Genomic DNA, 22,627 nt, shown 5'->3' with positions numbered 1-22,627 from the left:
AAGTAAAATGCTTGAAAAACAACATTTTATTACTAAATGAAGTTAATTAACTATGTGTTTTCTATCGAAAAAGAGAAAATATATTTTTAAATAGTAATTTTACAATATTCACCAGCCTATTATGAAAATGAATAATTTACTTTACCCCATAAAAAACTATTTGGTTAGTCGTAAGAATAGAAAAGTCCGTCCTTCGACTTCCAAGCATCAAACGTTGCCTTATGAAGAGGCAAAGAGTTTTGGCATTTTATTGCAAATAGAAAGTGCAGAAGATGCAAAACAAATCAGTCCAATAATAGAAAAACTTCAAAAAGACAATAAAAAAGTAGAAGTTATTTTATTTCAAACCAAAAAAGTAAAAGAAGAACTACAAGTTTCGTATCGCTTTTTTTTGGTTCATCCAGAGCAAATGGATTGGAGTGGAAATATGGATGTAGTGGCAGTACAAAAATTTATCTCAGCAGAATTTGATTATCTTTTCTGTATCAGTAATCATAATGTAGCTCTTTTTGAAAGAATACTTTTGCTTAGTCAAGCCAAATGTAGAGTAGGAGCGCATATTGTTGGAAAAGAATTTTTATATGAATGGATGGTTTTTAGAGAAGAGCAAAATACGCTTTCTAGTTTAGCCAAAAATATGTTTGATTCGGTTAGTAAAATTCAAAATACAAATGCTGTTTTGGCATAAAAACAAAAAACCTATTTGATAATTTTCTATCAAATAGGTTTTTTTATATAATCTTGAATAAATTGCTATTGTTGTATTCTCACCAACAACCTAATTACCTTTATTCAAATGCAGGAATTCCAGTAATTTCTCTTCCTAAGATAAGCAAATGAATATCGTGTGTTCCTTCATAAGTCAAGACAGATTCAAGGTTTGCCATGTGGCGCATAATTGGATATTCTCCTGTAATTCCCATTCCACCCAAAATCTGACGAGCTTCTCTAGCAATATTGATAGCAATTTCTACATTATTACGTTTTGCCATCGAAATTTGTGCAGTTGTAGCTTTTCCTTCATTCATTAAAGTTCCTAATCTCCAACTCAAAAGCTGTGCTTTAGTGATTTCGGTAAGCATTTCAGCTAATTTTTTCTGAATCAATTGGAAAGAAGCGATAGGTTTGCCAAATTGAATACGCTCTCCAGCATAACGACGAGCTGTATCATAACAATCCATTGCAGCACCCAAAGCACCCCAAGAAATGCCATAACGAGCCGAATCCAGACACATCATTGGTGCGCCCAAACCATCTTTATTTGGTAATAAATTTTCTTTAGGAATTTTTACATTATCAAAAACAAGTTCGCCTGTAACACTTGCACGAAGAGACCATTTGTCTTTAATAACTGGAGCAGAAAAACCTTCCATTCCTTTTTCCACAATTACACCTTTGATACGTCCTTCTTCATTTTTTGCCCAAACAACAGCAATATCAGCCTCAGGAGAATTTGTAATCCACATTTTTGAGCCATTCAAAAGATAATGGTCTCCCATGTCTTTTATGTTTGTAAGCATTCCAGAAGGATTAGAACCGTGATTTGGTTCTGTAAGTCCAAAACAGCCTAGCCATTCGCCAGTAGCTAATTTTGGTAAATATTTTTTGCGTTGTTCTTCATTTCCAAATTTATAAATTGGATACATAACAAGTGAAGATTGTACAGATGCCATCGAACGCATTCCTGAATCGCCACGTTCTACTTCTTGCATAATCAAACCATACGAAATATAATCCATTCCACCTCCTCCATACTCAGTAGGAATAGAAGGTCCAAAACAACCCATTTCACCAAATTTAGGTACTAACCAGTTTGGGAAAATATGCTTGTCTGCACATTCTTCAATGATAGGAGAAATATCTTTTTTGATAAATTCACGAACTGAATCACGAATCAATTTTTGTTCTTCAGTAAGAAGTGAATCTAAAGCATAAAAATCTGGAGAAACGAATTGGTCGTTTACATTTTTTGGAGTAATGCTAGATTTTTCAGACGGTGTGTATTGTCCGTTTTTTTGTGTTTTATTGTGTTCGATAGTTGTGTTCATTCTTATTTTTATATTTTTGAATTGATTTCTTTTTCTTATAAGGATACAGATTAAATTCTGTAGTATATTTTTGCACTCTTAAAGAATACATTAGATTTATTTTGCAAAAATACGTATTTCTTTATAAAAACTATGTTTTATATAGATAATGTTTTGTGAAACGAAAAGTTTTAATTGATTGAATTTCAGTTTGTTATAGTCAGCTTACAAGATTGTTTTATTCTCTATTGCTTACAACCTCTCCCAAAATGCCCAATAGTTCTATCAGTTCTGGAATTTTTTCACCTTGCGCTGCGTGTTCGAAAGACTGCATTAAATTATGAATCATTCTACGAAGAATAGCTAAATTGTCACAAGGAGAGTAAAAAACATCACTTTTAGGAAGTTTGAGTTGTTTGAGATAATTATCAATATCTTGTTTCGAAAAAATAACTCCTCTATTAAATACATTGATATAAAAATCTAGTTCATCACTTTTATAAATCAAGACAAACAAATTGGGAAGGTTTACACCAAAAATAGGAAGTTTGAGCTTTTGAGCAATCAACATATATACAGTTGCCAAACTAAGAGGGTTTCCTTTTTTTGATTCCAAAACTTGATTTATCATCGAATTATTAACTGAATGAAAATTATTTACATTGGCTTTAAAAGCTAGTTTTTCAAAAAAAACACTATTCAATCTTCTTACTTGGTCAATCGGATGTTCTACATTTTGGAAAGCCACCCATGTTTCAAAATAAAGTTGTTCTATCTTTAGTTGAAGTTCATCAAAACGCAAATCTGGATATTGATAGGTTGCCAAAATCCACAATCCTTTTAATAAATCGTCTTGCTCATTTTCGTACCATTTTTGCAGCTTTTCTTTCAAAATATCAAACTGCAATGTATGTAAAATATCTTCTATTCTACGTTGTAATGTTGGATTAAAACTGCTCGTCCAAGAGTCTTCTAAGAGAGGAATAATTGATTGTCCGATAGACAAGATTTTGTTTTCTACGTGTTCTAAAATTTGAGCATCGTCATCTTCTAAAAGAGAAATTAGAGCTTTTAATTCCTTTTCATCTAATTTTTTGTTTACTGAATCTTCATTTTGTTCTTTCATATATTTATGTCTGCTTCATTTTATTTTTTTTAATTTCACTAAGTGAATAACTTACCAAATTTTATTTTGTTATTGCTTTACTGATACACAAACAAACTTGGTTTCCAAAAAATGCAATGTCGGTATCTTACTGACGAATCCAACTTTCAGACAGTCAAATTATCCTAATCTTATGAATACTTGTTTTACAGATTTAAAGTTTTCTATTACTTTATTTATTTTTTTAGTAATCTTTAGTGTAGGAAAAGTAGCTGCTCAGGTTGAGCTTGTTGTTTCTTATCAAAATTCCTTTGAAAAAAAATTACCTGTTGTTAGTATTCCTAAAACATTAAAATCACTTTCAGAGCTAAAAGAGTTATCTACAAATCTAATTCAAAATCTACATAATGAAGGATATTGGAATGCAAAACTACTTCCCTTTGCTATTGATAGCCTTGATAAATCAAATTCTAAAAAGAGAATAGAACTTATTATTGATTTGGGCAAGCAATCTTTTTGGAAAGAACTAAAGACCAAGTCAATTCCTAATTTAATAAAAAGAAATGTTATTTCAGATTTTGAAAAGAAGGATTTTCTAAAAAAGCTTTCAAAAAATGATATTAATGTTCCTGTAAAAACTCAAGATATAAAAAAATTACAAGAAGCTATCCTTACTTATGCCGAAAATAATGGTTATCCAATGGCAAGAACAAATTTAGATAGTGCAGAGATTATCGAAACTGAAAAACGTCTTTATTTTTCTGCAAATCTGACTTATCAAAGTGGTTCATTTATTCAGTTTGATTCATTAATTATTGATGGAGATGCAAAAATAAAAAAAGATTTTTTGATGAACTATTTACACATTCAACAAGGCAAAGTCTATCAAGAAAATACGGTCAAAAATGCAGCTCGATTACTCAAAACAATGCCTTATCTAAAACTAAATGGCAAACCAAAGGTAGAATTTAGATACGATAGAGCTTATTTAAGACTTCCTTTAAAAAGAGTGAAAAGTAGTCAGTTTGATGGCGTAATTGGTTTTTTACCCAAAAGTCAGTCAGCAGCAAGTTCTTCAAGTTCAAAGGGTTCTAACTTACTTCTAACAGGACAAGTAAAACTAAACCTTATAAATCCGTTTGGAGCAGGAAAAACAATTGCTTTTGAATGGCAAAGAATTCGCCCAGAATCTCAAACTCTATATGCAAATTATCAGCATCCCAATTTCTTAAAGACTAATCTTGAGATTGGTGGAATATTTAATTTTATCAAAGAAGATTCTACTTTTAGTATTGTCGAAAGACGTGCAAACATAGCTTATCCGAGTGCAAAGTTTGGCAAAATAGGTTTTTTTACTTCTCTTCTCACAACTACACGTACAGGAATTATCAGAAATGCAGATACAGCCAACGTTCCGACAGCAGACAGTCGTTTTTGGCACTACGGAATTTCACATTCTTACAATACCTTAGATGATATTTATTTTCCACGAAAAGGCTTTCAAATTATTACCGAAATATCGACAGGAAATAAGACATTTACAGATTCACTTAGTAGAAGCAGAATATCAGATACACAAAATCCGAATGCAGAAAATGATTTTAAAAGCCCTCAATTAAAGTTTATAACAGAAATGAATCTATTTTTCAAAGTGAATAAACTATCTTCTCTGCGACTAAAAACACAGGTTCAGTTTATAGAAAGTAAAAATTTATTTTTGAATGAACTTTTAAGAGTGGGAGGATTACAAAATCTTCGTGGCTTCGATCCAAATAGTTTTTTTGTTTCTCGGTATGGACTTTTAGGAGCAGAATGGCGTTTTTATTTCGAAGAGCGTTCGTATTTGATGGCTTTTGCCGAACAGGCTGTTGTTCGTGCGCACACTCGTCGGAATGAGGTGTACTTAGATTTACCTACTTCGGCAGGTGCAGGAATTAGTTTTGCTACCAAAACAGGTATTTTCTATTTTATTTATGCGATGGGAAATTCAAAGACACAGGCTGTTTCAGTGATTAACTCAAAAATTCACTTTGGTTTGATTAGCCAGTTTTAAATAACAATTACGAATTACGAATTTAAACTGTTGTTTATCAATTAATTACAAATTAAAAAATGGCGATTTATTTATTTCTATTCCTAATTTAGGAGTAAACTAAATAAAAAAAACAGATAATCAATCGAATTGATTATCTGCTTTCTGTTGGACGGTAATAGTTTAGCAAAAGTACAAAAAACTTTGATTCTAATAAAGTAGAGTAACTATATACAAAAGTAGAAACGTCTTTCTTAATTTTTTTTAGCTTCAAAACATAAAATACTACTGTACTTTATTTTCCTCATTATAGATAACATGAGTTACTGTTTGCCCAACAGCTTTTAGGGTTTCTTTTCCAATCACATCCATATTATCATCGTGAGTATGCCAGTAAGCTCCAAAATAACCTTTTCCTTCTGTTGAATATTCTATAATATCAATCATCGGAATTTGTGCTAATTGATTGACATAAACGTGGTCATCTGTAATGGCAGGAGCTTCTTGAAAAGGAAAAAATCCACCGTACCCAATTCGGTGTGCCATATTCCAAACATTTTTTACCACAGATGGTGCTGTTTGCCTAGAATATCCTTCTTGAGCAAATTTTGCATTTTTTGCGCCAGCCATATCCAATAAAATTCCGTAATAGGCTGTATAATTTGCAGGCATTCTATTTTTGCCCCAATATTGAGAACCCAAACAGTATGAGTCTTGTGTATTGTTTCCATAATCTTCCAAATCAAAGAAAATCATATCAATCCCTACTTGTGGTTGTTCGGTAGAAATAGATAAAGTACGAGCAATCTCTAATAAAATACCTACTCCACTTCCTCCATCATTTGCTCCTAAAATAGGCTCATCTTTACGTTCGTCGTCTTGGTCTGCAAAAGGACGAGTGTCCCAGTGAGCTGCCAGCAAAACACGTTTTTTAACGCTTGGATTAAATGAAGCAATAATATTACGACCTGAGAGTATTTTACCATCAAAAGAAGTTGCTGTAAAGTTCTGAACCTGAACATTTATTTTATCAAATCCCTTGAGTTTATTTATAATATAATCTCCTGTTTTTTGGTGTGCTTCACTATTTGGAAAACGTGCGCCAAAAGCTACTTGTTCTTCTATGAAATGATAAGCAGAATCTTGATTGAAGGCAGGAACAGATAAAAGAGGTTTTTCTTGAACTGTATTTGTGTTTTTTATAGGCTTTTCAGTAGTAGAAGTTCCATTACAAGAAACAAAACTCAATATTCCTATTCCGATTAGTGATAGAAATAAAAAAGATGAGAGTATAGCACGTAAAAAATGAGAATAGTTAGGAGAAGACATAAAACTATATTTTTTGATAGAGTAAAAAGGCAAAACAAAAACTAAAGGTAGCCATTTTTGATAAATTTCTTTTAGAAAAGAACATAAAAAAAGCCATACAACAAAATTGTATGGCTTTACTAATTAGAGTGATCCCGCTGGGGTTCGAACCCAGGACCCCAACATTAAAAGTGTTGTGCTCTACCAGCTGAGCTACGGAATCAAAACAAATTATCAACTTAATTACTAAATCTTTACGTGCTCACGGAGCGATTCGAACGCTCACACACATAGTGCACCACCCCCTCAAGATGGCGTGTCTACCAATTCCACCACGTGAGCAAAAACTAATTTCACTTTAAAAGCAATCTAAAATAAAATCAGTTTTTACGATAAGTGATCCCGCTGGGGTTCGAACCCAGGACCCCAACATTAAAAGTGTTGTGCTCTACCAGCTGAGCTACGGAATCAGATTTGCAAATCTTTAATGAATTTGAAAACAAATAAATTTTTGTTTTGATAGTTGAACGAACAACAGATTGAAATTATAAATAGTTCAAAATATCTTCAAACTATTTTTAAACTGAATTATTTCAACTTATATTTGTTCCTAAATCATCTCAAAAACCATTTAAAATTCAATAAAAATTGAGAGGCGTTTCCCTCAAATGCGTTGCAAAGGTAATACAATAATTTTATGATGCAAAATAATAATACAAAAAAAAGTAAAAGTATTCAGTTTTTCTATAAAGGCATTTTTGTTTTTTGTCTTTTAGTAGGATTTATTAGTATTTCTTTTAGAAGTCAGGCTCAAAATGAAAAATTTCTCAAACAAGGTGATTCTTTATTTAATTCTGGAGCTTATGTAGAAGCTCTTCTGCTCTACGAACATTTATTAAATAAGGGCAAAGAATTTAGTCCTCAAATGCTTTTGAGGATGGCTTTTGTAGAAGAAAGTAAAAATAATTATCCTAAAGCTCTTTATTATCTCAATCTTCATTACAGAGTTAGTCCTGATAAGCAAGTTTTGAGAAAACTAGAAGAGCTTGCCCAAACTCATCAGTTAGAAGGGTATCAATATACAGATAAAACCTATTTTTTGTCACTTTATGATTCGTATCGTTGGTATATTATTTCATTTTTTGGAGTTATTATTTTTATTATGGCTATTTGGCTTATTAGTAGAGTACGACAAGAAAGAACGATTGTGCCTCCATTAGCTGTTGGTTTTTCTGTTGTTGTTATTCTGCTTTTACTTCATAATTTTGCTACACAGCGTACTTTAGGTATTATTCAGAATGATTATACTACTTTTGTTGAAAATCCATCGGCTGCTTCTCCTGTTTTGAAGGTGGTCAAGAAAGGAAATCGCTATCAAATTTTGGATAAAGAAGATTCTTGGTATAAAGTAACAATAGACAATCAGACTGGTTATGTACGTCTGCACAATACTTTAGTCGTTCAGTAAAACAATGAATTAAATATAATTAGACTTTAAAATTTATATCCACAACCAAGAAATAAATGACAACTATTATCTCTGGAACAAATAGAAAAGACTCTGTAACTTATCAAATGGCTCTTCTATATCAAAGAAAACTCAAAGAAAAAGGTGTTCATGCTACTATAATTGACTTGAAAGAACTTCCTCATGATTTTACTTTTTCGGCTCTTTATGAAAATACAGGAAAAAATGAAGGTTTCAATAGACTTATTTCTCCTCTAAAAGATTCTACAAAACTAATTGTTGTTACTCCAGAGTACAATGGTTCTTTCCCTGGTGTTATCAAATCATTTTTAGATGGATTAGAATTTCCTAATGGAGTAAAAGATAAGATGGTCGCTCTAGTTGGTCTTTCTTCGGGTTCGCAAGGTGCAGTTTTGGCAACAAGTCATTTAGCTGATATTTTTGGCTATTTGGGAGCAACTGTTTTGCCACTGCGTGCTAGAATGCCATTTATTGACAAACATTTCCAAAATGATGAAATTGTCAATGATAATGAGTATGCCAAATATAATGATTTGATAGATTTACAGATTGAAAAAATCATTGCTTTTTGATGTAGTATATGTATAACAGACTTCCCAGTCTGTTCGAAAAAAGTTCTATTTATTCAACAGACTGGGAAGTCTGTTATACATTAATCACTTATGCAAAAATTACCTTCAAAATTAGTATTTTCTCTTCTTAGTTGCTTTTTGATGCTTTTTATTTGTACAAACTTATCGTTTGGACAAATGGTAAAAGTGAAGAAAGAAAAAACTATTTCTCATTGGCAGCATCGTTTTACACTTGCTTTGGGAGCAGGAGAACAGCTTGGTGCTGGTTCTTTGGGTTATGCTGCTATGTATGGCTTTGGAGAGTCACAGCGTTTTCGTATTGGAGCAGGAGTTCGGGTCAATTTGGTTTTGGGACTTACAGATAGTGTTCCTTATTGTTCCGAAAAGTATAAAGATAGTTCAGGTAATTCATATAGAGATTCTCTTTTGGTAGAAAAACCATTTTTAGGAAGTGCTAATTTGGGTTTTTATATGAGTTATGACATAAATGATAGATGGGAAATTGGAGCAAGTACCGATTTGGTCGGTTTTGGTTTTGGAAGTAAAAAAAAAGCTTTTCTTATTAATTCTTTAACTAAAGATACACTTTCTACAGAGGCAGAAGTTCGTTCTTTAGTTCAACTTCCTAAAGTTAGAGGAACGCTTAATAATGAACTGTTTGTTGGTTACAAATTCAATCCTCGTTGGCGATTGCGTGTAGGAATACAATATCTTCTGACAGAATATTTGACACCTGAAAAATTCTTTAACGATAATGATGAATATAGAAATAATACGATTTTAGGTTTTATTGGAATTACTTTTACGCCTTTTAATAATGATGCTGTAAACTGTCCAAAATTCAAAAAAGAGAAAATTCATTATTTGAAAGAAGGGGAAATGTAATACTAAAAACTTTGTAGGAAAAATCTTCTATTTTTCTCTTCCTACAAAGTTTTTACTTTTCTTATAATATTTCTTTCGCTATTTTTTTAGCAATTTCAATATTTTCCTCACGATTAGGACTTACATAGATTTCAAGATTGATTGATTTTCCACCAGAAAGAATCATAAATGTATTATCAAAACCTGTTGGATTCCAGTAAGCAGCTTCTCCAATTCCTTCTACAACGACAGTTTTATCTCTCATGTTGGTAAGTGTATTTCGTGTTTTTTCAGCAGCCAAATTAGTTACTTTCTCTTGGTCGGCTGCATTCATATTTTGAAAAGTCTTATTTTTCATAGCCATTTCTTTTGATTTTCTGGCTTGTGCTTCAATTTGCTCGTCAGTAAGTTTGATAGGAATAAAACTCTGTGCGCTGCCTGCATAGTTATGAATAGAAATAGCGATACTATAATCAGGAGTCATTTTTTTCATATCCATTTCATGTTTTCCATCTGTTTTGACCATTTTTCCTACTTCTTTTACACTGTTTTTTGTAGCTTCATCTGCATTTGGTTTTTTCCAAGAATAAGAACAACGAGCAGGCATTGGATATTTACTGTCTTTATACTCAAAAAACTCTTTTTCAATTTCCTTATCAATAGTTACATATTTTTTGATAATTTCTTCTGTGAGAAGTTCACATGGTTTTGTTTGAAATTCGCTCGCCTTAGAAGAAACAGAGGCAGAATTTGAAGAAGTTATTTCTTCTGAAATGGAACTATTTGTTGCATTTTCTTGACTGTTTTCATTTGTTTTTTTGTTCTGACAGCTTGAAAATGAAATAACTAGAAAAATTAAAAACAGAATTACTTTTGCTGAGACTGATTTCATAATAAATTATTTTAGTTGAGTAATTTGATGTATTTCAAGAAGAAGTATTTACTTTCTACAAACAAAATTTATATCCTAAAAAGGCTCATTATTACAAAAAAAAGCAGACACCTTTAAAAGTATCTGCTTTTTTTATATTTCTAAAATGTCTTGATGTTATTTCCTTACATAAAATTGATACGAATAGGTAATCGTTTTTGATTCTCCTTTAGCTAGTTTCAATTCCCAAGTGACATCATTTACAGGATTGATAGCGTAATAATTGGGACGTTTTTTGGTTTCCCAATCTGAATCTGTTTTGAGCATTTCACCAATAATTGTACGACTTACTTTCAGATTTATTTCCTTGTCTTTATAATTCTTGACTTCAATGGTTGCTGTTGCTGTAACCAAATCATAGACAATTTTCTTTTTCTTAATATCAGTTTCTCTGTCTGTTTCTTGTTCGTTGTCTTTTACCATAATATCAGGTGCAACTGTCAGGCGCAACATTGTTTTTGAAGTTTTGGCTGTGTATTTTAGCATGTCTTGACTCAAAACTTGTGGCTCTGCTGTCGTACTTACAGTTCCTTCTTTTGTTTTTCTAGGTTGTGTAACCATTGCCGTTCCTGTTGTCCAAGGAAAACCAGTTGTATTTTTGAGTTCTAAAGAATGATAAACATCGTTTTTTTGTTCATTTTCTTGTTTATAAACTACATTATAACCATTGTTTTGAGGTAATTCTACTTCATAAATATGTTTATAATCTACTTCTTCATTGAATAGAGAATATAAAGCTCGTCCACCTTTTGGCAGCGAAACACCTTTTCTAGTATAGAAAAATAAATCTTCTTGAGACTGCGTTTCTATTTCGTCTGTGTTTCCTCCACCTCCAACAACATCCATATCCATCGATTCATAGTTCATAGATTGAGTAGTAATCATATTTGACATTGCTCCTTGTTGTCTCCTATATAAATTATTGCCAGAACCATTAAGCTGATTCAGAAATGATTCTAAGCTTTGATTAGAAACAAAAGGAGAAACCAATTTATCATACTTAAAATTTGGAACTCCAACCACTAAACTAAGTGTAGCATCTTTGATGTCTTCTGCATCGTTTACCAGTTCGGCACGTAAGACAATCTGTGCCTTTTTATCATCTTTTAAATGAACCAAATAAGACGGCAACCAACCAATGCCACGTTGTAAATATGCCATTTCTACATTTTCTTGTGAAGAAGCGTTATCAATTTCTACTTCAATAATTCGCTGTTTTTCAGTAGGAGAATAGTCTGTATTTGGTTTTTTTGTAAATGAAATTGATTTTATTTCATTCATAGAAATTGCCATAAAACCTACTTTTGGTTTTGTTGTTTCTAAGAAAATCATTCCACTTTGTAAGTTTACATCTTGAATTTTGCCGACAATTTCAGTTTGATTTTCAGTATTACCTTTTAAAGTCAATTCCACAGTTTGACCTACATTTCCATACAACATTTCAGGAAGGCTAGTTGATTTTTTACTCTCTGTACTTTCTTCGCTTTCATAGCTTTTTAGACTACTAATAGGTTTTCCATTGGTATAAAACCAAAACGTTCCGAAAAGAGCTTGAGGTAAAGATTTGATAATAAATTTTCCTTTCTGTTCTCCGTCTTTTTCAGCTTTCAGACTCATTGGGTTAAAGAAAAAGCCAGTTCCATTTTTAAAAACGGCTACTCGTTGTCCCTTATCATTATTTGTTTGAGAAAATCCTATCATAAAAGTAGAGGAAATAAAAAATAATAAAATACTAAAGATTATTGATTTGTGATACATAGACAATTATTGGGTTAAGATTAAAAAATAAAATACACTAGCCAGTACGGCGAGTTCTAAAAAATGATGCTTTTCTAGATTAAAATACATAAATAAAAAATAAAAGTTATGTTTTTTTAAATTTTTGTGAATGAGAACGTCTTGTATTTGCCTAAAGTAAACAAAATCTAATTTTATTTGTAGTTTTAGAATCCTTTTTACTTTCAAAATAGTCGTCTCATTTTGGATTATTATTTTATGTGTCTTTTCAGTATTCCTTATAAAAAACATGACAGCCGAAGATTTTACTCAGCACGACATTATTACCAATCTTATCAAACAACTCAAAAAAAAGGGTGTTCATCGCAAGATTTTCTCAGATGTTTTGGATGATGAAGGACATCAATATGTAGATTTGGTACAAGAAGGAGGTGGAGTTTTGGGAATTGCTTTGATTGGCTATGTACATGTTTTGGAACAAATGGGAATCCGTTTTTTGGGTTATGCAGGAACTTCTGTAGGAGCAATAAATACAATTTATATGGCTTCTCTTGGTGATAGAACCAAACTCAAAACTGACAAAATGATAGAACTAATTGCCAACAAAAATTTTATCGATTTTATTGATGGAGATGAAAATGCACGAGAATTTGCCATTGCAATTAGTGAAAATAATGGAGAGATTCATTGGAGTAAGTTAATATGGAGAGGCGTAAAAGCATTTAGTAAATTATGGGAAGATTGGGGACTAAACCCAGGGACGCATTTTTACTATTGGTTTACAGAAGCCCTAGGAAAAGAAGGAATTTATACCTCAAAACATTTAGAGAAAGCTGTTGCAGATTTACCAAAATCGTTACGTATTCGCCAAGGTGTCAATCACACTATTGAAGGAGTAAAAGCATCTATTTCTATTATTGCGACTGACATTACAACCGAATCAAAGGTTATTTTTCCTGCTATGCGTTCGCTTTATTGGAAAAATAGTCATCTGATAAATCCTACTAACTTTGTACGTGCTTCTATGTCTATTCCTTTCTTTTTTACTCCTTTTAAAGTTACAGATATTCCAAATGGAAAAAAGGCACAAGAAAATTGGAAAAGTAGAGTTGCTTATAGAGGAGATATTCCAAAAGAAGTCTTTTTTGTAGATGGTGGAATTATTTCAAATTTCCCTGCTGATGTCTTTCATAAATCTCACGTGCCAAGACTGCCTTCTTTTGGAGTAAAATTAGGAACAGAAAGGCATCGTCCAAACGATATTTCAAATCCATTTATTTTTACTAGAGCAATTGTAGAGTCAATGCGACAAATTGCAGATTATAATTTTATTCTTCGAAATCCAGATTATCGACAGCTTATCACTTGGATAGATATTGGAAGCCATAATTGGATAGATTTTACGCTTTCTGATGATGACAAATTAGATCTTTTTGTTCGTGGTGCAAAAGCAGCAGCTTATTTTTTGAAAACATTTGATTGGCAGAAATACAAAGACACTCGTGCAGCACAAAGTCCATATACCATTCTTCCTCCAAAAGATGATTTTAGTATTCCTTCTTGATTTTATTATTTACTGATGTTACGCAGTCAAAAAACGAAACCCATAACTTTAGTTATGGGAAAATAAAACAGGCTGTTTTCTGCTATTCTGTGCCTGTTTTCCCACGATTAAAATCGTGGGTTTTGTTTATTTATACAAGAAATTTATATAGAGTTTTTATCGTTGCACAACATCAGTTATTTATCCTGTTTGGGGCTTCCTTTGATTAATCTATAAAAAATATAAAAATGACTAATCATATTTACTACTCCAATAGTTGTGAACGCCCACCACATCGTTCCCAAATCATAATTATAAAATTCAATCGCAAATACTTGTGGAAAAGCTACTATAAGGTCTGTAAAACCAAAAATATTAAATACCCAAACCAGAGGAATTGCAAATTTCCATTTGTTCTTTAAGGCAAAAGCAGTAATTAAGGCTAGAATAGCAGTCGTATAATCCCAAATTCCTACTGTAAAAGCTAAGTCATCAGGAAAAGCATCATAGACTTGTGTATCCACCATAAAGACCATACCCAAATATCTAAGACCGTGAATAAGTACCATTGGCACAAGTGCATCATAAATGTTTAGATTGGCTAAACGAGGAAATACATACCACTTAAATATAAAATAAAAAGTGAGCAAACCTGCTACGGATTGCATATTGAAAATAACGAAATTATCCATATTGATTTGAATTTTTGTTTAAATTGATTGATTTGATTTTTGAAAACCTAAAAGAGCAAAAACACCTGAACCAATAGCTACAACAACTCTTACCCAATGTAAAATTATCCAGCCTTGTAATTTGCTTGTAGCTGTTGCTGCATCATATTTCAACTCCACAAAATCTAAATTCATAGGCAAATGATAAGCTAGTGTTTGAATATTGATAATCGCTAATCCAATAAAAACATAAAGCCAATATTTCCTGCTTTCAGACGCTTTTTCACTTTTAAGAAATACCCAAAGACTACCCAAAAAAGCAGGTAAAAGTGTGGCAGCCGTAGGTTGTAACAGTAATGGAAAATCAATTTTAAAAAACTTCATAAACTCTATTGGCTCAAGTGATTGCCAATACATAGCGTGGCTCAAACCAATATTTATCATATTTCCAGCAAAAGCTCCGATACCAAGAATGGCGATGATTGAAATTGTGTTTTTCATAATTTTATATTTTTTGAACGACTTGATTAATTTGTTTGAAACCCTTTAGAGCAAATACAGCAGCCATAAATACAGCAGCAAATCGCACCCAGTGTAGTAAAAGCCAAATATTTAGTAGTGTCGTAATTTCTTCTGCCGTATATTTTAATTGAATAAAACCTATATTTACAGGCAGATGATAAGCACTTGTAATTACAAAAGCTGCAATCATTCCACTCATTACATAAAGCCAAGTTTTGCGAATTTCTTTCTCGTTTTTGAATCTGATAAATAAGACAATAGACGAAATTAAGGCAGGTTGAAGCATCAAGACAGTAGGCAAAATAAAATAAGGAAATTCGGCTGCAAAAACATGCATAAATGCAATCGGCTCAAGTGTTTTCCAAAATATTCCAAATCCTAAACCCATAGCTAGTAAAATGCCTAAAGCACCACAAATGGTAAAAACGGCTATTTCAGGTAATATTTTTTTCATAATTGTCTGATTTATTTTTTAGGTATAGGTTCTTTATTGAGTTGATTAAAACCAAATTTAGGAGCTAATCGGCTTATAAATTTGAGTTGTGTAGAAATTCCTGGGGTAATTTCTTCTGTTCCTTTTGAATATTCTTTCCAAAAAATAGCAGATAGTTTTTCAGTAGGCATCGGTGTAAGACTATCGTTTGTTAGGTCGGCTTCTTTGGCTAAATGCGTATCTACAACAGGAGGCAAAAGCTCAATTACTTTTATGTTATGTGGTTTTAGTTGTGGTCGGATAGCTTGTGTCCAAAAATGAACGGCTGCTTTTGTGCCTGAATAAACAGGAGCTTGAGCAAAAGAAACATACGCCAAACCAGAAGAAACATTAACCAAAACGGCATTTTTGCTCTTTTTTAGTTGAGGTAAAAAATAATGCAACATACGAATAGGCGAGTTATAATTGATTTCAATCTCTTCAAGTTGTTTTTTCAAGTCATTACTCTCATTTCCTGTATCCAAAAGGTTCATTATTCCTGCATTATTTATCAAAACATCAATTCCATCAAATTTTTGAAGTATATCATCAGCTAACATTCTTACTTCTGCCTCTTTTGTAACATCACTTTGAAAAATATTAATTTGTGGAAATTCTTTTTTTACCTCTTCTAGTTTTGATAAATTCCTTCCTGTAATAATAACAGTATTGTCATTTTCTAAGAATTTTTTGGCAAGAGAAAGTCCAATTCCTGAACCTCCTCCTGTAATTAAAACGGTTTGTCTTGAAGTTTTCATTTTTGAGTTTTTTTAGTTAGACAACCGATGTATCGATGTGTAAAGACTTTTTGAAAAAAAAATCGAAATTAATTCAGATTCAATTTATTTTTCCATTGTGCATCATCCAAAATTTTGAGGATAAAGTTCTTTTTTTCAAATGTAGTTTTGAAGCTATGGTCTTGTTGTAATTCAGCTATCTTCAATTCAGATTCATCGACCAAAAAATTAGCATCAGTTTCTAACTCTGCTTTGAATGTAGAATATTCTTTTTTATTGAAAAGTAGATTTTTGGCATCTACCATTCCATTTTCAGAAGCAAAAGTTACTTTTTTGTGGCATCTGCACGGATTTGCTTTATTGACTAATCCACATTTGTTTTGCATAAAATTATACAAATCCTTGCGAGCCTTACTGAGTTTCATTCTGTAATTATCTTTACTAATTTCCATTATTTCAGAACCAATTGTGTGGTCAGCTCCGAATATTTCCCCAATAATATAAATCATACGCTGTTCTTTGGTTAGGCAAAGCAACATTCCTGATAGACATTGTAATCTGACTTCTCTTATAAGTTCTGTTTTTTCTACTTTTTCGTTTTCAGATAAATCAACGCTAGGCGAATTATCAAGAAGATGACCTAATTCGTCAAAGTTATTAGCAAACTGATTGGAGAGTTTTTTTCTTTCATTGAGAAAATGATTTTTGACAATTCGATATGCCCAAGTACGAAAAAGACTTTCCTGTTTGAAACTACTCAAATTGGAGATGATTTTAATCAAGGCTTCTTGTGTAAGGTCTTCAGCATCAGCATCATTTCCTGTCAATTTCCAAGCAAGATTATAAATAAAGGGCTGGTGTCTTTCGATAAGGTTTGTCAAAGCAATTTTACTTCCTTGCAAAATTTGTTCAATAAGCTGATTATCAGAACTATCAGAAGAGTAGGTTTGAGTAAATGGATTCATTGTTTTGTTATTTTATAATAATTGAAAAGATAAATTATATAGACCAGTATTTTCGGTTTGGAATATTTGAGAAGACATTATTTTTTCAAACTGATGTACCTAACATAAGAAAGAACAGACATCTAAATTTAAATTATTAGACAAACAAAAATACAATGTGTAAAGACTTTTAAAGATAAAAGCCAAAAATGCTTTTGATATCTTATCACAAAATTAAAATAGCTCTTATTTTTAACAATTTTTGGGCTTGAATTTGAGCTATTCAAATTGTATTCTCATAAATAAATAAAAATAGGTTTTTTTCTTTAAAAAGAACAATAAAAAGTAAGAATAATATAAAATGGAAGAGTTTTTAGGTTTTTTGATTGCTATTGTAGTCGGTTTTACAATGGGATTGTTAGGTGGTGGAGGTTCTATCTTGGCTGTTCCTATTTTTGTTTATGTTTTAAATATTGAAGCTGTTATTGCAACAGGATATTCACTTTTTGTGGTAGGTGCTGCTGCACTTGTAGGTGCATATAGATACTTTCAACAAAATTTAGTTAATCTGAAAATAGCTCTTGTTTTTGGTGCTCCTTCTTTGGTAATGGTTTATCTGACTCGGGCATACATTGTTCCTGCTTTGCCTGATCCTTTTTTGAGTTTTGATTATTTTATTCTTACCAAAAATGCAGCAATTGTAGTTTTCTTTGCTATTGTAATGTTGATTTCTTCCACCATCATGATTCGAAAGGGAGCAAAACAACAAGAACAAAATCACATTCCAAAAGCTGTTTCGAATAAAGCCTTAAATATTCCTGTTTTGGTTTTAGATGCTACTTTGGTGGGACTGATTGCTGGTTTGGTGGGTGCAGGAGGTGGATTTTTGATTGTTCCTTCACTTGTTTTTTTAGCTCGTATTCCGATGAAAGAAGCCATTGCAACATCTCTTTTTATTATTGCGATTAATTCACTTTTAGGTTTTTTGGGAGATTGGCAACACCATGAAATTGACTGGGCTTTTCTTCTTCCCTTTACAAGTTTTACTATTGTAGGAATTCTTTTAGGAACTCATTTTTGTAAATATGTTCCTGCTGCAAAGCTCAAACAAATTTTTGGTTATATGGTCTTAGTGATTGCTTTTTTTATTCTCTATAAAGAATTTATTCATTAAAAATATTCAAAATTCAGAATTTTATTTGCTGCTATTTTTATAGGAAACATAAAACAAGTAGTTTTGTGCAGTATATTTTTATAAATTAACCAAAAACTCATTTATTATGGAATACAGAATCGTAGCCCTAGACGTTTTAGAAGCTAATCTTATTGCACCTACTCAGAATTTACCAAAAGAAATTATTTTTCAATTTGATGTTAATTTAGAACATCGTTGGAATACAGATGATGAAATTCTTATTGTGGTTACTAATATTTCTATTTATACAAATGGAAAAGAAAATGTTCTTGCTAAGTTTAAAACCAATACGGTTTATAAAATAGAAGGATTATCAAATCATGTAGATGCAGCAAATAAAAAACTCAATCTACCAACAGATTTTATTTTAGATCTTAATGAAACTGCTATTTCTACTACTCGTGGTTCATTGTTCGCATTTTTGAAAGGAACTTATTTGCACAATGCTATTTTGCCAATCATCAATCAGACTATTCCTGTTCAATAAAAAACATAATTAATTGAGTAAAATAAGAATATCCTGATAAAATATCCTGACTAGTTTATCTCTACTCAAACATTTTTCGTACTTTTGTACGCTAATATATTATTTATACCGTTGGGAATTAATACAACAACAACGGTATAAATGAATAAACAGAGAAAAATGAACTTAGACAAATGATAGGAATAGCAAATGGCTATTCTTTTTCTTCACTCCTTTTGATACTTTCCATATACAAAAATGTTAAATCGTCGTATTCTACGCCTGAAAGCTATGCAGGCTTTGTATGCTTTAGAGCAAGCTCAACGTTCCAATTATCAATTAGCTTTGGACTATATCCATCAAAAATTTGAACCCAATCTTAATTCGATGGTCATTCCGACAGCCGAAGAAGTAGCTCAAAAAAGAAAATTAGGTAAAGAACTTTTCGAAGCAAATTATCAAAACGAAACTTTGGAAGCTAAAAGTGAACATGGAGATGTAGATTTGGCTGTTAGTGAAGCTATGCGCATGTATAATACCCAAATCCAAAAGGAAAGACGTTTCCAAAAACAAGAAATGGTAAGGAAAACAGAAGGAATTCATGACGATTATCTCAAACTACTCAAACTTCTTATGTCTTTGGCTGACCATTCAGAAGCCGATTACAATTCTCGTAAGGCAAGACAGTATTCTAAAGAAGTAGTCTTTGAATCAGAACTTCATTTTACAAATAATGCTCTAATAAAACATTTAATAGGGCATAAAGAACTACAAGAGCTATTGATAGGCTCAAACTGGGCAACAGAAAACATAAAACATTGGTTTAAACTTCTTAGAGAAGAAGAGTTTTATAAAAAATATCTAGCTATCAAACAACCTACTTTTTTAGAAGATAAAGAATTTATGATAAGTCTTACAAGAGATTTTATTATGCAAAATGAGGTTTTGGATAGCTTTTTCGACGAAAATGATATTTATTGGTCAGAAAATCGTAGTGTTCTTCGTAATATGCTTCTCAAAACGGTCAAAAATATAGAAGAAGAGAATGTTGTAAATAATACACCTGTGGAATTGTATTTGCTTTCACGTAACTGGGAAGACGACAAAGAATTTTTTGAAGAACTTTTTCAGAATACAGTTAATGAGAGCTTACAGAACGAACAACTTATTAGTGAACGACTCAAAAACTGGGATATCAATAGAGTTGCCATGACAGATACATTGATTTTGAAAATGGCAATTAGTGAAATGATACATTGTCCAAGTATTCCTGTAAAGGTTTCGATAAATGAATATGTAGAGTTAGCCAAAAACTATAGCACTCCTAAAAGTAAAGAGTTTGTAAATGGTATTTTGGATACACTTTCTGAATATTTGGTTAATGAAGGAAAAATTAAGAAAAGTGGACGTGGACTTTTGGATAATCAATAAAAATTGAAAAATACGTTTTCTTAAAACCAAAATCTGTTTTTTGTCAAACTAATACATCAAAAAATGCGTTAGTAGATTCAAATAACAAGGCTTACTAAAACACAAACTTAAATTAAGGTAAAGGTAATTGAGTTTCATTTTATTCTCAATTACTGACAAAAATAACATTATTATGAAACCATCTCACATCGGATTGCTTGCTGGCGTAGTGGGTGCAGCAGCTATTGGAACATTTTTTGGGATTTTATATGCTCCAGACAAAGGAAAAAATACTCGTAGTCGTCTCAATTATCGTCTTTATCGTACTCGTGATAGAGTAAACTCTCTTTTAGATAAAATAAATTCTACTAATGAAAGTGTGTTTTCGAAAGATGCACAAGAAGAAGGTAAAAAAGTAATTGAAGAAGTAAGAGAACGCACAGAGGATTTACGCTCTGAAATTGATGCACTTATTTCTCAAATTCGTACTCAAAAGTAGGTTTGAAAGATGTTTTACCATTAAAAAATACAAAATTTTATTTGTGCTTTAAATTTTATCTTAAGCAAAATAATTTGTAGTATCTTTGTAAAACTATTTGTTAATCAAAATTATTCCATCAAAAAATCAATCATATATGAAAATGAACAAAATTATCGGAACATTTCTTATTTTAGGAATGAGTAGTTTTTTTGTAGCTTGTTCTGGAGAAAAATCAAGTGAAGCAAGCACAGATGAAACAAATGCAAATGCAGAAATTACAAATACAATAACTGATGATGCTTCTACTGCAAATGTAACAGCAGAAACAACAACAGAAGTAGCTGCAAATTTGGCTGCTATTGAGTTTGAAGAAACTGTTCACGATTTTGGAAATATCAAAGAAGGAGAAGTAGTAGAACATATTTTTAAATTCAAAAATGTAGGAGAAACTCCTCTTATTCTTACAGGTGTTCAGCCTTCTTGTGGTTGTACGGCTTCCGATTTTACAAAAGACCCAGTTGCACCAGGTGAAGAAGGAACAATCTCTCTTAGCTTTAATTCTTCTGGCAAAGTAGGAGCGCAAAACAAAACAGCTACCGTAAAAGCAAACATTGAAGGTGGACAAACTACTATTTCTTTCAAAGGAAATGTAGAAGGTGCTGAAAGTAAAACAAGTGGTGCGCCTTACAAATAAAAATAATTGATTCAATTTTGTAATCAAATAAAAAAGCATATTCTATTTTTTTTAGAATATGCTTTTTTGTTGGACAAAATCTTTATGTCTGAATATTTGATTTTTTATTCCTTAATTTCTCCATTTCTAACCTCTTCAAAAAGCTGCATAATTTCTTGATTAGGTTCTTGTCCGTTATTCTGCTTTTTAAAAAAATCTACGAACAAATCACCAATGTTTCTTGAATAATCCATTTGAGTTTCAGAATTAGTATTTCTTCCCTTTACTTTTGGAATAATTGTTCCTACAATCCCTTTATGAGCAGCATATAAAAGCTGTGCATCAGCAGCAGAAAGAAAATTGTCTGTTTCGATAGTAAGTTCTATAAGAGATGGTTTTGTACTAGCTTGGTCTTCATTGAGCCATTCTATTGCTCTATCTACTTCTGAAAAAGTTTTTCGTTTGAGTTCTTTACAACCCGTTAGTTCTATTTTTTCATATTTTATTATTTCTTCTTCTTTTGCAGGTTTAGCGTCTAATAAAACCACATATTTTTTCTGAAAGGCTTCTGAAAAACTATATGCCAACAGACTACCACTATAAACCACAGGAAAAGGCTCTTTTTGAGTAGAATGATAACGATGTAAATGTCCTAAAGCGACATATTGAACAGTTTTAGGGAAATTTTCTGTATAAATGGGTTGTGCAGAACCTACCAAAATGGACTTTTCATCCTCAGATTCTTTTGGCTGTGGCTCACCTTTTTTCATGACAAATAAATGCCCCATCAAGATATTGATTCCATCTTTATCAAGATAACTGTCAGCTTGCTGTTGCCAAAGGTTTTGTAAAAACTCTCTTAACTCTTGCTCTTGATTATCCAAACTAAAATACGTTTTCAAACGTAATTCATTTGCATAAGGAGTAAGTAAAAGGCGCAATGGACATTCCCATGAAGGCATCATCAATTCTAAAAAACCTTCTTCACTTCTCAGAATCTCTAATCCATTTTCTAGCTTTAATTTTGGTAGTTTATCATTTGGATACCCTAAAAGAAAAATTCCTAGTTCACTTCCCCAAACACTAAAATTAGCAATATATTGAGCCGAATCGTGGTTTCCTGCAATAGCAATCACAGGACGAGAACTATTCTTTGAAAGACGTTGAAGTGTTTTTAAAAATAATTGATTAGCATCATTAGAAGGCAAAGGAATATCAAATAAATCTCCTGCTATTAAAACTGCATCAACATTTTGAGCATCAGCAATCTGACAAAGCTCATCTAAAATGATTTTTTGTTCTTCCAAACGAGGAAAATCACCTAATTTTTTTCCTAAATGCCAATCTGCTGTGTGAAGAATTTTCATGTTTTTAGTGTTAATGCAGAAGTTATTTTATTTAAAGTAACTTTGATACTAGTATAATTTGAGCAATTTAGTGATAAAATA

At 31.7% G+C, this 22,627-nt stretch carries 22 protein-coding genes and 3 tRNA genes; 11 read left to right on the top strand and 14 right to left on the bottom strand.

Going from position 1 to position 22,627, the window contains the following annotated elements; genetic code table 11:
• Positions 1-127 precede the first annotated feature (127 nt).
• Entirely contained in the window at positions 128-688 is a 561-nt protein-coding gene (locus tag V9L04_RS08415; RefSeq protein WP_338793649.1) for a hypothetical protein, read from the top strand.
• A 100-nt stretch (positions 689-788) separates the two neighbouring features.
• Here the strand turns inward: V9L04_RS08415 and V9L04_RS08410 are convergent, their stop codons facing one another.
• Both V9L04_RS08410 and V9L04_RS08405 read right to left on the bottom strand, forming a co-directional pair.
• A complete protein-coding gene (locus tag V9L04_RS08410; protein WP_338793647.1) occupies positions 789-2,048 on the bottom strand; it encodes an acyl-CoA dehydrogenase family protein in 1,260 nt (419 codons plus the stop codon).
• A 217-nt stretch (positions 2,049-2,265) separates the two neighbouring features.
• Complete coding sequence (locus V9L04_RS08405; RefSeq protein ID WP_338793646.1) at positions 2,266-3,153, bottom strand: transglutaminase-like domain-containing protein; 888 nt, start codon at positions 3,151-3,153, stop codon at positions 2,266-2,268.
• A 172-nt stretch (positions 3,154-3,325) separates the two neighbouring features.
• Between V9L04_RS08405 and V9L04_RS08400 the strand changes: the two genes are divergently transcribed.
• Complete coding sequence (locus V9L04_RS08400; protein WP_338793645.1) at positions 3,326-5,185, top strand: BamA/TamA family outer membrane protein; 1,860 nt, start codon at positions 3,326-3,328, stop codon at positions 5,183-5,185.
• 264 nt (positions 5,186-5,449) lie between these two features.
• Here the strand turns inward: V9L04_RS08400 and V9L04_RS08395 are convergent, their stop codons facing one another.
• From V9L04_RS08395 to V9L04_RS08380, 4 genes are all read right to left on the bottom strand, one after another.
• Entirely contained in the window at positions 5,450-6,493 is a 1,044-nt protein-coding gene (locus tag V9L04_RS08395) for a M28 family peptidase (RefSeq protein WP_338793644.1), read from the bottom strand.
• 129 nt (positions 6,494-6,622) lie between these two features.
• A tRNA-Lys gene (locus tag V9L04_RS08390) sits at positions 6,623-6,695 on the bottom strand.
• Between the two features lie 36 nt (positions 6,696-6,731).
• A tRNA-Leu gene (locus V9L04_RS08385) sits at positions 6,732-6,814 on the bottom strand.
• A 55-nt stretch (positions 6,815-6,869) separates the two neighbouring features.
• A tRNA-Lys gene (locus V9L04_RS08380) sits at positions 6,870-6,942 on the bottom strand.
• Positions 6,943-7,169: 227 nt separating this feature from the next.
• On the opposite strand from V9L04_RS08380, the gene V9L04_RS08375 reads away from it, so the two are divergent.
• The 3 genes from V9L04_RS08375 to V9L04_RS08365 all read left to right on the top strand — a co-directional run bounded on the left by V9L04_RS08375 (position 7,170) and on the right by V9L04_RS08365 (position 9,418).
• Entirely contained in the window at positions 7,170-7,940 is a 771-nt protein-coding gene (locus tag V9L04_RS08375) for an SH3 domain-containing protein (RefSeq protein WP_338793643.1), read from the top strand.
• Positions 7,941-7,996: 56 nt separating this feature from the next.
• A complete protein-coding gene (locus tag V9L04_RS08370; RefSeq protein WP_338793642.1) occupies positions 7,997-8,533 on the top strand; it encodes an NAD(P)H-dependent oxidoreductase in 537 nt (178 codons plus the stop codon).
• Positions 8,534-8,623: 90 nt separating this feature from the next.
• Complete coding sequence (locus V9L04_RS08365; protein WP_338793641.1) at positions 8,624-9,418, top strand: hypothetical protein; 795 nt, start codon at positions 8,624-8,626, stop codon at positions 9,416-9,418.
• A gap of 61 nt (positions 9,419-9,479) precedes the next feature.
• Here V9L04_RS08365 and V9L04_RS08360 read toward each other — a convergent pair whose 3' ends face one another.
• Both V9L04_RS08360 and V9L04_RS08355 read right to left on the bottom strand, forming a co-directional pair.
• Positions 9,480-10,289: a hypothetical protein gene (locus V9L04_RS08360; protein WP_338793640.1), complete on the bottom strand. Its 810-nt coding sequence runs from the start codon at positions 10,287-10,289 to the stop codon at positions 9,480-9,482.
• Between the two features lie 156 nt (positions 10,290-10,445).
• Complete coding sequence (locus V9L04_RS08355; protein WP_338793639.1) at positions 10,446-12,086, bottom strand: hypothetical protein; 1,641 nt, start codon at positions 12,084-12,086, stop codon at positions 10,446-10,448.
• A gap of 268 nt (positions 12,087-12,354) precedes the next feature.
• Here V9L04_RS08355 and V9L04_RS08350 point away from each other — a divergent pair, with 268 nt between their 5' ends.
• Positions 12,355-13,629 (top strand): patatin-like phospholipase family protein, encoded by a 1,275-nt coding sequence (locus V9L04_RS08350; protein WP_338793638.1) that lies wholly within the window; start codon positions 12,355-12,357, stop codon positions 13,627-13,629.
• Between the two features lie 176 nt (positions 13,630-13,805).
• Here the strand turns inward: V9L04_RS08350 and V9L04_RS08345 are convergent, their stop codons facing one another.
• The 5 genes from V9L04_RS08345 to V9L04_RS08325 all read right to left on the bottom strand — a co-directional run bounded on the left by V9L04_RS08345 (position 13,806) and on the right by V9L04_RS08325 (position 16,975).
• The gene (locus tag V9L04_RS08345; RefSeq protein ID WP_338793637.1) at positions 13,806-14,300 is read right to left on the bottom strand and encodes a hypothetical protein; all 495 of its coding nucleotides are present in this window, start codon (positions 14,298-14,300) and stop codon (positions 13,806-13,808) included.
• Between the two features lie 18 nt (positions 14,301-14,318).
• On the bottom strand, positions 14,319-14,780 hold the full coding sequence (locus tag V9L04_RS08340) for an anthrone oxygenase family protein (protein WP_338793636.1): 462 nt from the start codon (positions 14,778-14,780) through the stop codon (positions 14,319-14,321).
• A 4-nt stretch (positions 14,781-14,784) separates the two neighbouring features.
• Positions 14,785-15,255 (bottom strand): hypothetical protein, encoded by a 471-nt coding sequence (locus V9L04_RS08335; RefSeq protein WP_338793635.1) that lies wholly within the window; start codon positions 15,253-15,255, stop codon positions 14,785-14,787.
• An 11-nt stretch (positions 15,256-15,266) separates the two neighbouring features.
• Positions 15,267-16,031, bottom strand: coding sequence for an SDR family NAD(P)-dependent oxidoreductase (locus V9L04_RS08330; protein ID WP_338793634.1), 765 nt, complete (start codon positions 16,029-16,031; stop codon positions 15,267-15,269).
• A 68-nt stretch (positions 16,032-16,099) separates the two neighbouring features.
• Complete coding sequence (locus V9L04_RS08325; RefSeq protein ID WP_338793633.1) at positions 16,100-16,975, bottom strand: RNA polymerase sigma factor; 876 nt, start codon at positions 16,973-16,975, stop codon at positions 16,100-16,102.
• A 340-nt stretch (positions 16,976-17,315) separates the two neighbouring features.
• Here V9L04_RS08325 and V9L04_RS08320 point away from each other — a divergent pair, with 340 nt between their 5' ends.
• The 5 genes from V9L04_RS08320 (at position 17,316) to V9L04_RS08300 (ending at position 21,200) form a co-directional block, all read left to right on the top strand.
• On the top strand, positions 17,316-18,128 hold the full coding sequence (locus V9L04_RS08320) for a sulfite exporter TauE/SafE family protein (RefSeq protein WP_338793632.1): 813 nt from the start codon (positions 17,316-17,318) through the stop codon (positions 18,126-18,128).
• A gap of 106 nt (positions 18,129-18,234) precedes the next feature.
• Positions 18,235-18,636 (top strand): hypothetical protein, encoded by a 402-nt coding sequence (locus tag V9L04_RS08315; RefSeq protein ID WP_338793631.1) that lies wholly within the window; start codon positions 18,235-18,237, stop codon positions 18,634-18,636.
• A gap of 237 nt (positions 18,637-18,873) precedes the next feature.
• On the top strand, positions 18,874-20,046 hold the full coding sequence (gene nusB, locus V9L04_RS08310) for a transcription antitermination factor NusB (protein ID WP_338793630.1): 1,173 nt from the start codon (positions 18,874-18,876) through the stop codon (positions 20,044-20,046).
• A gap of 172 nt (positions 20,047-20,218) precedes the next feature.
• Positions 20,219-20,524 (top strand): YtxH domain-containing protein, encoded by a 306-nt coding sequence (locus V9L04_RS08305; protein WP_338793629.1) that lies wholly within the window; start codon positions 20,219-20,221, stop codon positions 20,522-20,524.
• Between the two features lie 136 nt (positions 20,525-20,660).
• A complete protein-coding gene (locus tag V9L04_RS08300; RefSeq protein WP_338793628.1) occupies positions 20,661-21,200 on the top strand; it encodes a DUF1573 domain-containing protein in 540 nt (179 codons plus the stop codon).
• A 104-nt stretch (positions 21,201-21,304) separates the two neighbouring features.
• On the opposite strand, the gene sbcD is transcribed toward V9L04_RS08300, so the two are convergent.
• Positions 21,305-22,546 carry an exonuclease subunit SbcD gene (sbcD, locus tag V9L04_RS08295; RefSeq protein WP_338793627.1) on the bottom strand — a complete coding sequence of 414 codons (1,242 nt, stop codon included), beginning with the start codon at positions 22,544-22,546 and terminating at the stop codon, positions 21,305-21,307.
• Positions 22,547-22,627 lie beyond the last annotated feature (81 nt).

The organism is Bernardetia sp. MNP-M8 (assembly GCF_037126285.1).
Lineage (GTDB): Bacteria > Bacteroidota > Bacteroidia > Cytophagales > Bernardetiaceae > Bernardetia.
This window is presented reverse-complemented; position numbering and strand designations above follow the sequence as displayed.

Coding starts and splice junctions, on each gene's coding strand:
- V9L04_RS08415 (WP_338793649.1), top strand. CDS start 128: ATGAATAATTTACTTTACCCCATAAAAAACTATTTGGTTAGTCGTAAG.
- V9L04_RS08410 (WP_338793647.1), bottom strand. CDS start 2,048: ATGAACACAACTATCGAACACAATAAAACACAAAAAAACGGACAATAC.
- V9L04_RS08405 (WP_338793646.1), bottom strand. CDS start 3,153: ATGAAAGAACAAAATGAAGATTCAGTAAACAAAAAATTAGATGAAAAG.
- V9L04_RS08400 (WP_338793645.1), top strand. CDS start 3,326: ATGAATACTTGTTTTACAGATTTAAAGTTTTCTATTACTTTATTTATT.
- V9L04_RS08395 (WP_338793644.1), bottom strand. CDS start 6,493: ATGTCTTCTCCTAACTATTCTCATTTTTTACGTGCTATACTCTCATCT.
- V9L04_RS08375 (WP_338793643.1), top strand. CDS start 7,170: ATGATGCAAAATAATAATACAAAAAAAAGTAAAAGTATTCAGTTTTTC.
- V9L04_RS08370 (WP_338793642.1), top strand. CDS start 7,997: ATGACAACTATTATCTCTGGAACAAATAGAAAAGACTCTGTAACTTAT.
- V9L04_RS08365 (WP_338793641.1), top strand. CDS start 8,624: ATGCAAAAATTACCTTCAAAATTAGTATTTTCTCTTCTTAGTTGCTTT.
- V9L04_RS08360 (WP_338793640.1), bottom strand. CDS start 10,289: ATGAAATCAGTCTCAGCAAAAGTAATTCTGTTTTTAATTTTTCTAGTT.
- V9L04_RS08355 (WP_338793639.1), bottom strand. CDS start 12,086: ATGTATCACAAATCAATAATCTTTAGTATTTTATTATTTTTTATTTCC.
- V9L04_RS08350 (WP_338793638.1), top strand. CDS start 12,355: ATGACAGCCGAAGATTTTACTCAGCACGACATTATTACCAATCTTATC.
- V9L04_RS08345 (WP_338793637.1), bottom strand. CDS start 14,300: ATGGATAATTTCGTTATTTTCAATATGCAATCCGTAGCAGGTTTGCTC.
- V9L04_RS08340 (WP_338793636.1), bottom strand. CDS start 14,780: ATGAAAAACACAATTTCAATCATCGCCATTCTTGGTATCGGAGCTTTT.
- V9L04_RS08335 (WP_338793635.1), bottom strand. CDS start 15,255: ATGAAAAAAATATTACCTGAAATAGCCGTTTTTACCATTTGTGGTGCT.
- V9L04_RS08330 (WP_338793634.1), bottom strand. CDS start 16,031: ATGAAAACTTCAAGACAAACCGTTTTAATTACAGGAGGAGGTTCAGGA.
- V9L04_RS08325 (WP_338793633.1), bottom strand. CDS start 16,975: ATGAATCCATTTACTCAAACCTACTCTTCTGATAGTTCTGATAATCAG.
- V9L04_RS08320 (WP_338793632.1), top strand. CDS start 17,316: ATGGAAGAGTTTTTAGGTTTTTTGATTGCTATTGTAGTCGGTTTTACA.
- V9L04_RS08315 (WP_338793631.1), top strand. CDS start 18,235: ATGGAATACAGAATCGTAGCCCTAGACGTTTTAGAAGCTAATCTTATT.
- nusB (WP_338793630.1), top strand. CDS start 18,874: ATGTTAAATCGTCGTATTCTACGCCTGAAAGCTATGCAGGCTTTGTAT.
- V9L04_RS08305 (WP_338793629.1), top strand. CDS start 20,219: ATGAAACCATCTCACATCGGATTGCTTGCTGGCGTAGTGGGTGCAGCA.
- V9L04_RS08300 (WP_338793628.1), top strand. CDS start 20,661: ATGAAAATGAACAAAATTATCGGAACATTTCTTATTTTAGGAATGAGT.
- sbcD (WP_338793627.1), bottom strand. CDS start 22,546: ATGAAAATTCTTCACACAGCAGATTGGCATTTAGGAAAAAAATTAGGT.